This window comes from Rhodanobacter sp. FW021-MT20 (genome assembly GCF_041107475.1).
GTDB lineage: Bacteria > Pseudomonadota > Gammaproteobacteria > Xanthomonadales > Rhodanobacteraceae > Rhodanobacter_A > Rhodanobacter_A glycinis.
This window is the reverse complement of the sequence record NZ_JBGBPX010000004.1, coordinates 200,974-214,336: the sequence shown is the minus strand read 5'-3', so window position 1 is coordinate 214,336 and position 13,363 is coordinate 200,974. Positions and strand designations below refer to the sequence as shown.

Here is a 13,363-nt window from a genome sequence, read left to right as displayed (position 1 = left end):
ATCCGCCAAGCGTGCACTCAGCACCGCATCCGAGGCAAGATCGCCGTCGTGTCAACCACACCAGACGCGAGAGAGCCCGTGTTGTAGGCATCCAGGAATGTGTCAATGACGAAGTTGTCCACTTCGTAACTGGCTGAATTGCGGCTCAGGTCGGTAGAGAGCTTCAGATTGTCGCCATGCCACTTCAAACCGATCGCATTCTGGACGTTCTGTCCCCATTCGTGCCTGGCTTGGGTGCTGGTAGCCGCATAGTAATTGCCTGTGTACTGCGCACTGGTGATCGGGCAAATGTTCTGGCCAAAGTACTGCGAGCCGGTCAGGCCGATCGGGAAACATTGGCTGCTGGTGGTCAGCGCGTTGGGAGCCACCTGATTCTGCGGGCCGGAGAAATAGTAGGTCTGGTTGTACTTGTCCGACATCCAGGTGTAGAGGCCTTCCATATAGACCTCAGTGCTATCGTTGGGCTTCCACTGCAAGGCGTAGTTGGCCTCGGGCCGTTTGCGCCAGCCCACGTTGTAGTTGGCCCCGTACTGATTGTTACCAACCACCAGGTCACCATTTGAATTGCGCACCGGGTTACCGTGGCCGTCGTTCAGTACACTGGTCAGATTGCTGTCGACGTAGGCAACGTTGTAGTCGTAATGCATGGTGGTGATGCCCGCATTGATGAGGGCACCGAATTCACCGTAGTCGGTCTTCCAGCGATTGCTGAGCAGAATGCTGGCGGTCGGATCAGTATGACCCGCCGTTTTCTGATGCGTTCCGGTAACACTGATCGCAACCTTGCTTCCCTCGAAGTCGAAAGGCCGGTAGGTACGCATGTCTACCGTGCCGGCAATGCCGCCGCTGATCATGCTTGCCTCGGTGGTCTTGTACACCTTCAGCGCACTGACTGCCGTAGCCGGCAGATCCTGAAAGGCAAACGAGCGACCGCCGGACCCGAAGATTTCCCGGCCGTTCAATGTAGTTGCCACATTCGGAAGCCCGCGTACCACTACCCCGGTGGTCTCGCCCTGGAAGCCCTGCGACACCTGCACACCCGTCACGCGTTGCAGGGCATCGGCCACGGAGTTGTCAGGCAACTTGCCAATATCCTCAGAGACCACCGAGTCGACGATCATCCTGGAGTCGCGCTTGATTTCCTGCGCGCTCTCGAGACTGCTGCGAAGAGGAGTCACATTGACCGTCGACAGGTTGACTGCATTTTTCTTGTCCTGCTCCTCCCTGCGCTTCTTGGCTGCCTTGGTTTCTGTAGACGAAGCTGATGCATCGGCCGTCTGCGCCGGGGCAGCATTGACCGCCGGGGTGGCATCAGCCGCATGTACCGGGAACAGACAGGCACTGATCGCGCTGGCCAGCAGTGTCGCCGTGCAGGTAATCAAAATCGGGTGCTTCATGAAATTCTCCCCAGAACTTTTCTGTATGTCGTGATGATCGGGTAGAGCATTGCCTTCGCTCTTCGGTGCCTTTCGCCCATACCGGCTCGACAGCCCGTTGGCACGCTCCTCAAAAGCACGCCCGTCGCACCGAAAAGCCCGATTCGACGGAATTTCAAATAGTCTGACAATTTTGCATTTGTCGTACTATATGACCAACAATGCATCAGTTGCACTCGCTTGTCATGCTGCAGCGCAGCGCCTCGAATTTACGGATCACGCACACGTGAAAACGCCCGGCATGCCGGGCGTTTTCGTGGTCAATGACCGATCCAGCGGCGGCCTTGAATCACCGCCTGTCAGAAGGCCCTCAGGGGCTCAATGCGGATGCCGGCACCACACCCTTGGGCGAATGGCTCAGCACGCGAATGATCTGCGCCTCGCGCTCGCGATACGGCGTGCCATCCGCATGCAGCAGGTCGTGGAACCAGATCGTCGGCGGTTGCTCGGTATAGGGCCGCTGCCAGGAATCCCATGGCAGGTCGGTCTGTGTCTTGCCGTTGACGAAGCCCCAGTTGACCATGCCGACATTCAGCCGCTTGCCGATCGGCAGCACGCCATCGATGGTGGAGCCGGCGCCGCGCGCCATGTACTCGGTGCAGATCATCGGTCGGCCATACGGCTTGAGCTGGTCCACCCGCCGCAGGAAATCCTCTGGCCAGCCGTAGTTGTGGAAGCTGATGATGTCGGATTGCTCGACCTGCGTCCGTTCGACAGCGTTGAGGTGTGCCGAGGGGCTCCAGTCATCGTCATGCCACAGGCCGCTGGTGAGTGGCTGCGTCGGATGCTCGCTGCGTGCCCAGGTGAATACCTGCGGCAGCAGCTCGGCCACACGCTGGAATTTGTCCTTCGGCTCGTGATCGGCGTAATTGCCACCGCCCGGATTGTCCGGCTCGTTCCACACGTCCCAAGCGAGAATGCGATCATCCTTGGCGAAGCTGCCCACGATGTCCTTCACGTAATGCTCGAAGCGCGGGTACTGGCTTGGATCATCCATCGCGATACCTGGTGATTGCACCCAGCCGGAGTTGTGCACGCCGGGAATCGGCGGATGCTGCGGACCCAGTTTCGGATCCGGATCCCAGCAGGAATCGAACAGCACGAAGATCGGCTTGATGTGGTGTTTCGCCGCGATCACCAGGAAAGCGTTGATGCGCTTCTTGAAACCGGCCGGATCCTGCTTCCACAGCAGGTCATGCAGGAATACGCGCATGGTGTTCATGCCCAGCGACTGCGCCCAGCCCAGTTCCTGGTCGATACGCTTCGGGTCGAACGTGGCAGCCTGCCACATCTCCAATTCGTTGATGGCATCGGAGGGGACATAGTTGCTGCCCACCGGCCAAGGCTGCTTTGCGTACCAGGCATTTGCCTGCGCCTTCGTCCAACGCGCGGAAGCGGATGAATCCGCATGCGCCGGGACACCTGTGATGATCGCCACCAGGGCGACCAGTAGACAGGACCATATGTGTTTCATGAAACCTCCGGTGACGGCGGCATCACCGCCGACGCGGTGGCCTCGATACATGCCCCGGGCCACGAGGGCAACCGGGGCGGCATGCTTTCATTCAGTGCTTCCCGGCTTCCTTGTTCACCGAGAACCGATAAATGATGTGGTTGTGATAGGTCTGCCCCGGTGCCAGTCGTGCCGAACCGAAATCCGGGTGGTTGGGCGTATCCGGGAACATCTGCGGTTCCAGCACGAAGGCATCGCCCTGGCGATAGATGCGTCCGGACTTGCCCACGCTGGTGCCGTCGAGGAAGTTGCCCGAGTAGAACTGCAAGCCCGGCTGCGCCGAAAGCAGCGTCAGCACGCGGCCGCTGTGCGGATCTTCCACCTTCGCCATCAGGCGCGGCGCGGCGGCCTTCGTGCGGCTGATGACCCAGTTCATGTCGTAACCATGCCCGCGCAACAATTGCTCTTCCTTGCCGTCGCGGATGTCGCGACCGATCGGCTTGCCATGTCGGAAGTCGTAAGGGGTGCCCGCCACGGAACGGAATTCGCCGGTAGGAATCAGCGTGGCATCGACTGGCGTGATGCTGTTGCCTGGAATCGTGAGGATGTCGTGGTAGATGCTGCCCGAGCCTTCGCCGCCCAGGTTCCAGTAGGTGTGGTTGCTGATGTTGACGATGGTCGGCTTGTCGGTGGTCGCGGTGTAATCGATATCCAGTTCGTGGCCGGCCTTGAGCGTATAAGTGGCAGTGGCGGTGAGCGTGCCCGGATAGCCCTGGTCGCCGTCGGGACTGACATACCGCAGCGTCACGCTGGGCTCGGGTGACTTCACCACCTTCACCACCTGCCACACCACCTTGTCGAAACCCTTCGTACCGCCGTGCAGCGAATTGGGGCCATCGTTGAGCGTGAGCTGGTAGGTCTTGCCATCCAGCGTGAAGCGACCCTTGCCGATGCGATTGGCGAAGCGCCCCACCGAGGCACCGAAGTACTGCGGATCGGCCAGGTAGTCGTGCAGGTCGGGATAGGCCAGCACCACATCGGCAGACTTGCCGTGGCGATCCGGCAGCATCAGCGACTGCAGGGCAGCGCCCAGGCTGATCACACGTGCGGTAAAGCCATGCCCATCGTCCAGCGTCACCACCTCGACTTTCTGGCCATCGGGCATGGTGCCGAAAGTGGCCTGCCTGGCATCCGTTGCCATGGCCAGCGAAGACGTCGCCAGCAGCGACAGGAAAAGGGTGTTTCCGAATAGACGCTTGTTCATGATGATGCCCTGCCGAATGGGAGCCAACGCGTGAAGCACGCATGAACGAGAACATATAATATGACAATTGACAAGTGTCAAAATCCAGCTCACGCATTTCTGACCGCGCAGGCATGATGGCTTTCAGGAAGCCCGCTTCGCTGAGGCGACACCAACCTGAAAGGCAAAGGGCTCCGCCAGTTGCGTTGATCACATCACGAGGAGGGCCGTAATGAAGCATCGTCAATGGATCAAGGCAGGGTTGGTCGCAAGCAGCCTCGCACTCGCAGCCGCCGGATCAGCCCGTACGAGCGGCGAAGCCACGGCTCCCGCACCCACGCCAACGGCCCACCGCGTCAGCTTCGACAAATACAGTTTCCTGATCGACGGCAAGCGCACCTATCTCTGGTCGGGCGAAGTCCATCCCTATCGCCTGCCGAGCCCTGAATTGTGGCCGGACATCTTCCAGAAGATGAAGGCGGCGGGATTCAACACCGCATCGATCTACTTTTCCTGGGGATATCACTCGCCGCGCGAAGGCCAGTACGACTTCAGCGGCGTGCGCAATCTCGACAAGCTGCTGGATGACGCGCGCGATGCCGGCATCTACGTGATCGCGCGTCCCGGCCCCTACATCAACGCCGAAGTCGACAGCGGCGGATTCCCGTTGTGGCTGACCGACAAGCCGGTCAGGAACCGCAGCCCGGATCCCGCCTATCTCAAGCTCGCCGACCAGTGGATGACGCAGATCGACCGCATCCTCGCCCGGCACCAGCTCACCGACGGCCGCGGCACGGTGATCGCCTATCAGGTGGAAAACGAGTACTACAACGGCTCGCCGGCGGGTCGCGAATACATGCAGCACCTGGAGAACAAGGCGCGCGCCGACGGCATCACCGTGCCCCTGGTCGGCAACCACAACGCAACCTTCGTCAGCGGCAAGGGCGCGGTCGATGTCAGCGGCTGGGACTATTACCCGCAGGGCTTCGACTGCTCGCATCCGTCGCAATGGAAACCGGCGCCGGACATGGCCGCGCATCGCTTCGCCGGCGAGCCGCTGTTCACCGCCGAGTTCCAGGGCGGTGCGTTCGACCCCTGGGGCGGCCCCGGCTACGCCAAGTGCGCGCAGCTGATCAACGACCGCTTCGCCAACGTGTTCTACAAGGAAAACATCGCGGCGGGGGCGACGGCGCAGAACTTCTACATGCTGTTCGGCGGCACCTCGTGGGGCTGGCAGGCGATCCCGCAGAACTACACTTCCTACGATTACGGTGCGGCGATCACCGAGGGACGCCAGTTCGATCCCAAGTACTACGAGGACAAGCGGATCGGCTATTTCCTTCACGCCGTCACGCCCATCACCAAGACCAACGCGTTGGCGGCGGGCCGGGTCGACAATCCGCGTGTCGTCGATCGGGCGCGGATCAATCCGGACACCGGCACGCAATTCCATCTTGTTCGCCACGGCGATACCACCGCGTCGACGGTCGAAGCGGCGCATCTGACACTGTCGTTGAAGGAAGGCTCGTTCACCGTGCCGCAACAAGCCGGCACCGCGATCACCATCGATGGTCGCGAGAGCAAGTTGCTGCTGGCCGACTACATGCTCGGTGCGACACGGCTGGTTTATTCGACATCCGAACTGATGACCGACGCGACGGTCGGCAATCGCGACATCGCCGTGCTTTACGGCCGCCATGGCAGCGATGGCGAGACACTGCTCGGCTTTGCCGCCCAACCGAAGGTCACGGTGTTGTCCGGTACGGTGAGTCAGCACTGGGGCAAGCACGGGCTGCGGCTGGACTACCGGCATGACGGTCTGGCGCGCGTGCTGATCGACGGTGGCCAGCGGCCGCTGTTGCCGCTGATCGGCGATGACCAGGCCACGCAGCGCGTCTGGCGACAAGACACCCCCAAGGGTTCGGTATTGATGATCGGCTCGCACCTGTTGCGCAGCGCGAAGTACGACGATGGCACCCTGGCCTTGACCGGTGATGGCGACAGCGATGCCCGTGCGGAATTGTTCGCCGGCGACGCATCCAGACTCACCTGGAATGGCCGGCCGCTCGCCGCCACGCACACCGCTTCGGGGAGCCTGGCCGTGACCCTGCCAGTGCCGCAACCGATCACGCTGCCAAAGCTCGATCACTGGACACGCCGCGCCGGCGCCCCGGAGATTGCCCGCAACTTCAACGATTCCAAATGGCGCGTCGCCAACTTCACCACTACCAGCAGCATCACCAAGCCGGGCACGTTGCCGGTGCTGTTTGCCGATGACTATGGCTTCCATACCGGCAACACCTGGTATCGCGGCCATTTCACCGTCGACGCCCACCACGCCGCACCTTCCGGCCTCAAGCTCAAGGTCATCAGCGGCGGCAAGGGCGGCGCCTTCTCGGCATGGCTCAACGGCCATTTCCTCGGCAGTGTGACGCGCAGCGAAATCGGCGCCTTCAGCTTCCCCGCCACCATGCTCGTGCCGGGCGACAACGTCGTCTCGGTACTGACCGTCAACATGGGGCACGAGGAAGACTACGACTCCACCGGCGAGAACCGTACGGCGCGAGGCATCGTCTCGGCCGAACCGATCGGCGCCGATGCCAAGGCAGTCACCTGGCGCCTGCAAGGGGCGATCACCGACGAAAACCCGCAACGCGGCCCGTACAATTTCGGCGGTCTGTATGGCGAGCGCCACGAGTGGCCGATCAAGTCCGGCAAGCCTGCCGACTGGCAACCCGCAGTCTTGCCGGCCAACACCGCACAGCCCGGCGTGACGTGGTATCGCAGCAACGTTTCGCTCGCCCTGCCCAAGGGCCAAGATACGTCGCTGGGGCTGCAGATCACCGATCCGCCGGGTCGGCACTATCACGCGATGATCTTCGTCAACGGCTGGCAGATGGGCAACTACATCGCCGATCTCGGCCCGCAGCATCGCTTCCCGATTCCCGACGGCATCATCGATCCGCACGGGAAGAACAACATCACCATCGCCGTATGGAAGACCGACGCTTCGCCCGGTGGCCTCGGCACCGTCTCGCTCATCGATTACGGCTCGTACACATCGCCGGTTGATGTCACTGCGATTCGATAAGCGGAAACGGTATCCCGGCTGAAGAGCGCTGGGTGCGGCCCGGATACTTGCCACGAAAGTGGCCGGAATCCGGGCCGATCGCTGTCGGCACTGTCTCCACTCGCGCGACAGGCGCAGACTATAAGTTCCGGTCTGTCCCGGAACCCGTGTCATGAGCCTGCGCAGCCTTTTCGTCGACTTCAACAGTTACTTCGCCTCGGTCGAGCAACACGAGGTGCCGGCGCTGCGTGGGCGGCCGGTGGGCGTGGTGCCGGTGGATGCGGAAACCACCAGCCTGATCGCCGCCAGCTACGAGGCGAAGGCCTTCGGCGTGAGCACCGGCACGATGGTGCGCGAGGCACGTGCACGCTGCCCCGGCATCACCATCGTGGTAGCACGACCCGAACGCTACGTCGCCTGGCACGGCACCCTGAAAGCGGCGATCGATCGCGCGATTCCCATTGCGCATGTGGGCTCGATCGACGAGATGGCTTGCGAGCTGGTCGGTCGACAATGCCAACGCGCCATCGCCGAGCAGATCGCACGGCAGGTGAAGGACGAAATCGCCAAGTCTGCGCCAGGTGGCGCCATTCGTTGTTCCGTCGGCATCGCGCCGAATGATTTCCTCGCCAAGACCGCCACCGACATGATGAAGCCCGACGGCTTGGTGGTGATCGAACAGGCCGACTTGCCACAGGCACTGCATCGGCTGGAACTGCGCGACCTGTGTGGCATCGGCGCCTCAATGGAAGCGCGCCTGCACGCGGAAGGCATCCGCAGCGTGGCGCAACTCACTGCCGCATCGAAACTGGTGTTGCGCCGGGCCTGGGGCGGCATCGAGGGCGAACGCATGTGGGGTCTGTTGCGCGGTGCATGGCTGCCGACCGCCGAAACCACGCGCAGCTCGCTCGGTCATTCCCATGTCCTCGGCCCGGAGTTGCGCACGCCGGCAGGCGCCCGCGCGGTGCTGAAGAAACTGCTGGTGAAGGCAGCGATGCGGCTGCGCCGCGATGGTTTGCTGGCCGGTGCGATGGCCGTGCGCATCCGTTACATCGGGGTCGACCAACGTTGGGAAGGCAATCTCAATTTCGGCCCCACCGACGACAGCCGCGAGCTGTTGCACCTGCTGCGCGGCATGCTCGATGCCGGGCGCCGACCTGGGCATCTACTGCCCGGTCCGGCGCGCGCCGTGCCGCTATCGGTCAGCGTCACCCTGCACCGCCTCGGCGAGCGCGCGCAAACCAGCGGCTCGCTGTTCGCCCAGGCCACGCCAGCACGTGACGTCGACACGGTGATCGACCGCATCAACACCAAGTTCGGCCTCAACAAGGTCTACTTCGGCGGCATGCAGGACGCCCTCGCCCACGACGCCGCGCCGATGCGCATCCCGTTCAGCCGCATCCCCGAAGCCAGCGAAAACGAAGCCGACCACAACGCGCTGTGGCTGCAGACCATGAACCGCTTCAAGGCGATGACCGAGGGTGAGCATCGCAAGCGCGAGCGGGATAAACGTGGCTATTGAAATCCGGCTTCCGCAGTAATCGTGCAGGGGCTCGCTGGCGGAAAATGCTCTCCCGAATCCCGACCAACAGCATCGCCCGCGAGCGGGCTCCTGCCGTGGGCTTTCGGCGAAAGGATGACTTTTTTACAGGCTCCAAGCGTAGGCGCGAAGCGAGCCACACGGAGAGCCGCCATGGTCACCCTCGCGTGCGCTTGCCGCGCCGGGTCCCACCGCGCACGGCCGCAGCGTCCTCACGCAGGCACGCTTCCAGTTTCGCCAGCACCGGCAGATGCCGCGTGCGCAGCATGACCAGCGCCGTCTGCAGTCGCGCCACTCGCGGTGGCATGTCGCGCACCGACAACGCATCGCGCTGCGGAAACACCTCCAATACCGACCGTGGCACCAGGCTCGCGCCCACGCCGGCCGCGGCCGCGGCGAAGATGCCGTGGTAGGACGCGAATTCCAGCATGCGTGCGGGAACGATATGTTGCGCCTCCAGCCATTGTCCAAGTCGTCGCCGGTAGGCACACCCTTCGCTGTGGTAGACCAGCACGGTACCCTCGGCCAACTGTTTCGGCTCGCGCAACAGCTCGCTGCCGCGAGCAGCCACCAGCACCAGCTCTTCCACGTACAGTGGAACACTGCGGAAGCGCGTCGTATCCACCGACTCCCCGACGATGGCCGCATCCAGCGCGCCAGCCTGCACATCCGCCACCAGCCCACGCGAGGAAGCGGTTTGCAGATTCACCGCGATCTGCGGGTGCTGCCGATGAAACTCCGCCAATGGATACGGCAACCGGCTGGCGGCCACGCTCTCCATCGCACCCAGTCGCAGTTGGCCCACCGCCTCGTTGTCACGCACGGCGGCGCGTGTCTGCTCGGCCAATTCCAGCATGCGCCCGGCGTAATCGACCAGCGCTTCGCCCGAGGCAGTGAGGTGCAAGCGCTGGCCTTCTCGATGAAACAGTTGCACGCCCAGCGACAGCTCCAGTTGGTGAATGCGACTGGTGACGCTGGACTGGGCGCGGTGCAGTTTCGCCGCCGCACGACCGATGCCACCCGTCGCCACGACGGCCTGGAAGGTTTCAAGTGCACGCAAGTCCATGATCGATTTTTCCGATGATGATGTTCGTAATTATTCGCTATATACGATGGTACGCCTGACTTAGCATGGCCGCATCCCCATCGCCGGAAGCGCATCATGCGATCCCCCGTCCGTCTCGCCGTCGTCGGCATGACCGTATTGGCCATTGCGCTGGGCATCGGCCGCTTCATGCTCACGCCCTTGTTGCCGTTGATGCAGGCCGATGCGGGACTGAGCCTGATCGGTGGTGGCTGGCTGGCCTCGGTCAATAACATCGGCTACCTGCTGGGCGCCTTGCTGTGCGCGGCGCTGGCGCTGCCGCAACGCACCACCCTGCGCCTTGGCATGTTGCTGGTGACCCTGGGCACGCTGGGCATGGGCTTGGCGCCGTCACTGGCGTTGTGGCTGCTGTGTCGTTTCGTGGCCGGCGTGGCGGCCGCCATGCTGATGGTGCATGGCATTGCCTGGTGCACGGCGCACCTGCGCACGCATGGCCGCATCGGGCTGGAATCACTGCTGTACAGCGGCCCCGGCATCGGCATCGTGGTCAGCGGCACCCTGGTCGCCGCCCTGCACGGTGGCGGACTGGATTCCGCACGCTGGTGGCTGCTCTCCGGCGCATTGTGTGCCGTGGTAACCGTATTGACCTGGCGCACGCTGGCCGCTCCCGGCCAAACGCCGGCGGCATCCCATGTGCGGCATGAAAGCGGCCCGACCTGGCCGCTGGTGGCCATCTACGGCCTGTTCGGCTTTGCCTATGTGATTCCGGCGACGTTCCTGCCGCTGATTGCCGACGCACAACTGCACCTGCCTGCGTTGCGCGAGTGGTTCTGGCCGCTGTACGGCGTGGCCACGGTACTGGCGACCCTGTTGCTGGGCGTGCTGCCCACCGTGCGCAGCAATTACGTGGGACTGGCCGGTTGCTGTTTCTCGATGCTGCTGGGCACGCTGGCCTGCCTGTACTGGCCAACGCCCACCGGGCTGGCACTGGGTGCGGTGCTGGAAGGTGCCGCGCTCATGCCGGTGGTGATGTTCACCATGCGCGAAGCCGCCGTACTGGCACCACGCGACCCCACCCGGCTGATCGGTGCACTGACGGCAGCCTTCGGCATCGGCCAGATCATCGGCCCGTTGGTGGCCGCCACCCTGGCATCGCACCGGCACGGCTTTGCCGCACCGCTGGAATTGGCCGGCCTCGCCACCCTCGCGGCGTTGCTGCTGGCGCTGGCGTTTGCGCGGCGCCATCGATCCCGTGTGCCGGCCCCACTTACTTAGCCTGCTCCGACCGTAATTGCTCGTTCACTTCGCGCACCGCCTTCACGAAACCCGCAAACGGAATATCGGTGATGCCGACCAGGCCGATGTGCGAGTTTTCGCCATCGAGCAGTCGGCCGGTGACGGGTTGGTCGGTGTAATCGAACCAGTGCGTGCCCACGATATCCGGATCACTCGCCGCGGCCTGCACGAAACGCGCATAGGCCGGGCCGCGCTCGGACTCGTTCCATACCGAGGCCACGCCCTTGCCGAACGGACCGCGGTCATTCGAGCCGAAGTGGAACTCGGAGATCAGCACCGGCTTGTCGAGTTTGTGCATGGTGGCGGCATCGAAACCATGTTGCGGCATGTCGGTGTAGGTGTTGAAACTGACCACGTCGCAATACTGCGCACAGGACGCCACGGCCTCGGGCGTGCGCACCGCGAAACGACCACCGAGGAACAGATGATGCGGGTCGTCCCGATGGATCGCCGCGGCGACAGTGCGGAAATAAGTGTCGGCATAGTTGCGCAGCCACGCCTCGTAATCGGCGGTGATGGCCGGGTGCGCCTCGTTCGGCGCCGGCGCGGCGAAGCCGGTGGTCTCTAGCGCGTTCCACGAGGCCAATGCCATGCCCCAGGCGGCGGCCAGCTTTTGCGGTGTGCCGTATTTCTTCTTCAGCACTGCGATGAAGGCCTGCTTGGCCGGACTGCGTGCGTCACCGCGCAGCGTGCCGGTGGCCAGCCCCCAGCGCCCCTGCGGCCCGATACCGGCCCAGGCCAGTTCGTTGTCGGCAAAGTAGCCGAGCAACCACGGATCATTGCGCACGTCTGCACTCGCCTTCGCCACGGCCACCTTCACCGCTTGCACGAAACGGGGATCGAACGGATCGGGCATGCGCCCCCAGTAGTCGTAGCCGGAAGAGACATTGGCGAAGTCGCCGCGGATATCGATCGAGCGCGTGTACGGCAGGCGATGTGCCTGGCCCAGCGCGGGATCGCTCCAGTTGCCGATGGTGTTGAAGCCCCAGGCCTTGAGGCGATCCAGCGTGCGTGAGCGCCACGCGGCCAGCCAGCCCTTGCCATCGACGCGATACAGGTTGGCCTGATAGAAATCGAACCAGCGACCGTGGTCGTAACCGATGCCGGCACCGGCACCCGCATCGGGACGGCGATCGTCACCCGTGCCCCAGAACGCCGCCCATGCACCGCTGTCCGGCGGCAGGTCACGGAACATGAACTCGCGGCCCTGCACATAGGTGGGGTCCTGGCTGGCGGCTATCGCATTCACGCCCAGCGAGAAGAAGCCGTGGCCGTCCGGCGTCACCAGCCACCAGCGGCCATCCTGCTTCTGCGTGTGGAACCAGCCGGTCTTGCGCAAAGGGACGTCCATGCGGCCGCCGTACGCATCGAGTCCTTTCGCTTCGGCCAGCTCCGTCTTCAGCGTCGCCCGCTCGCGTGCATGCGCTGCCCGCAGAGCGGCATCACTGTCGACCTTTTCCGGCCAGTTCTCGCGCGTGTACTGTCCGTAGCGGTCGACGATGCCGGTGTAGGCATTGCGCGACGTGGCATCCCCCACTTCCACCTCGACGTTCCCCAGCAGCAAGGTCTGCGCAGCCTTTGGCGCCGGCATGCCGAGGCGGATCGCATGCACCGCCTGCAGGTCGATATCGCCCCGCACCGTGGTCGCCAGCAACACCGACCGGCCATGATCGTCGAACGGCATCGGCGGACCTACCTGCATGCCGAAAGCGCGCGACGACATGGCGCGCAGCGGCAACACCAGCGTCTGCGCCGGCCCCGGCAGCACACCCAGCGTGGCGTGCAGATGCTTGCCGGCGCCGCTGTCGATATCCACATCCAGCGTCACCGCCCAGGCCATCGCATCCTGCACGCGCAAATGCAGCTCACCCTGCCCGCTCCAGTTCCACGCACCCTGAGCCGGCTGGATGACAATCTGCGGCTGCGCGGCAGGCTGAAACTCGTAACGCTGCTGGATAACACCATCGGCAGCCGTTTCCGTGTGCCCCGTGCGCTGCACTTGCTGCAGCACGATGCGCGCCGAGGCATCCGGCGCCGCAAGCCTGACAACTTCCGTCGCCGACAACTGACTGGCAAAAAGCATTGCCGCACAAGTTGCCGCCATTCGCGTCATCATTTTCATTGCCGCCTCGCCATCACCGGATTGGCCGAGTATCGCGCCATTGGCGGAGCATGTCTGGCTGTCTTTCCCTTGCATGTCCGGCAAGGAATCGCATGCGCTGGAGAAGGCGAAGCGTCGCAAGCGATAGCGCCCCCTCTCTGGCCTCGGTTTCCGGTTAC

The 13,363-nt window shown here is 63.6% G+C and carries 8 protein-coding genes; 3 read left to right on the top strand and 5 right to left on the bottom strand.

What is annotated here, in order from left to right; genetic code table 11:
* Positions 1-17 precede the first annotated feature (17 nt).
* The 3 genes from AB7849_RS07585 to AB7849_RS07575 all read right to left on the bottom strand — a co-directional run bounded on the left by AB7849_RS07585 (position 18) and on the right by AB7849_RS07575 (position 4,153).
* Entirely contained in the window at positions 18-1,397 is a 1,380-nt protein-coding gene (locus AB7849_RS07585; protein WP_369500783.1) for a TonB-dependent receptor plug domain-containing protein, read from the bottom strand.
* A 349-nt stretch (positions 1,398-1,746) separates the two neighbouring features.
* Positions 1,747-2,910, bottom strand: coding sequence for a 1,4-beta-xylanase (locus tag AB7849_RS07580; protein WP_037098181.1), 1,164 nt, complete (start codon positions 2,908-2,910; stop codon positions 1,747-1,749).
* 91 nt (positions 2,911-3,001) lie between these two features.
* A complete protein-coding gene (locus AB7849_RS07575) occupies positions 3,002-4,153 on the bottom strand; it encodes an aldose epimerase family protein (RefSeq protein WP_008208167.1) in 1,152 nt (383 codons plus the stop codon).
* Between the two features lie 211 nt (positions 4,154-4,364).
* Between AB7849_RS07575 and AB7849_RS07570 the strand changes: the two genes are divergently transcribed.
* Together AB7849_RS07570 and AB7849_RS07565 are read left to right on the top strand one after the other, a co-directional pair.
* A complete protein-coding gene (locus AB7849_RS07570) occupies positions 4,365-7,223 on the top strand; it encodes a beta-galactosidase (protein ID WP_008208166.1) in 2,859 nt (952 codons plus the stop codon).
* Between the two features lie 151 nt (positions 7,224-7,374).
* Positions 7,375-8,724 carry a DNA polymerase Y family protein gene (locus tag AB7849_RS07565; RefSeq protein ID WP_008208164.1) on the top strand — a complete coding sequence of 450 codons (1,350 nt, stop codon included), beginning with the start codon at positions 7,375-7,377 and terminating at the stop codon, positions 8,722-8,724.
* Positions 8,725-8,899: 175 nt separating this feature from the next.
* On the opposite strand, the gene AB7849_RS07560 is transcribed toward AB7849_RS07565, so the two are convergent.
* A complete protein-coding gene (locus AB7849_RS07560) occupies positions 8,900-9,808 on the bottom strand; it encodes a LysR substrate-binding domain-containing protein (RefSeq protein ID WP_008208162.1) in 909 nt (302 codons plus the stop codon).
* Positions 9,809-9,904: 96 nt separating this feature from the next.
* Here AB7849_RS07560 and AB7849_RS07555 point away from each other — a divergent pair, with 96 nt between their 5' ends.
* A complete protein-coding gene (locus AB7849_RS07555) occupies positions 9,905-11,062 on the top strand; it encodes a YbfB/YjiJ family MFS transporter (RefSeq protein ID WP_008208159.1) in 1,158 nt (385 codons plus the stop codon).
* On the opposite strand, the gene AB7849_RS07550 is transcribed toward AB7849_RS07555, so the two are convergent.
* Entirely contained in the window at positions 11,055-13,166 is a 2,112-nt protein-coding gene (locus tag AB7849_RS07550) for a beta-galactosidase (RefSeq protein WP_008208157.1), read from the bottom strand. The two genes, AB7849_RS07555 and AB7849_RS07550, sit on opposite strands and share 8 nt — an antisense overlap.
* Between the last annotated feature and the right edge of the window lie 197 nt (positions 13,167-13,363).

Bases quoted from the DNA above. Each gene is read 5' to 3' on its own strand.
- AB7849_RS07565 (WP_008208164.1), top strand. From the start codon at position 7,375: ATGAGCCTGCGCAGCCTTTTCGTCGACTTCAACAGTTACTTCGCCTCG.
- AB7849_RS07575 (WP_008208167.1), bottom strand. From the start codon at position 4,153: ATGAACAAGCGTCTATTCGGAAACACCCTTTTCCTGTCGCTGCTGGCG.
- AB7849_RS07585 (WP_369500783.1), bottom strand. From the start codon at position 1,397: ATGAAGCACCCGATTTTGATTACCTGCACGGCGACACTGCTGGCCAGC.
- AB7849_RS07555 (WP_008208159.1), top strand. From the start codon at position 9,905: ATGCGATCCCCCGTCCGTCTCGCCGTCGTCGGCATGACCGTATTGGCC.
- AB7849_RS07570 (WP_008208166.1), top strand. From the start codon at position 4,365: ATGAAGCATCGTCAATGGATCAAGGCAGGGTTGGTCGCAAGCAGCCTC.
- AB7849_RS07560 (WP_008208162.1), bottom strand. From the start codon at position 9,808: ATGGACTTGCGTGCACTTGAAACCTTCCAGGCCGTCGTGGCGACGGGT.
- AB7849_RS07580 (WP_037098181.1), bottom strand. From the start codon at position 2,910: ATGAAACACATATGGTCCTGTCTACTGGTCGCCCTGGTGGCGATCATC.
- AB7849_RS07550 (WP_008208157.1), bottom strand. From the start codon at position 13,166: ATGCTTTTTGCCAGTCAGTTGTCGGCGACGGAAGTTGTCAGGCTTGCG.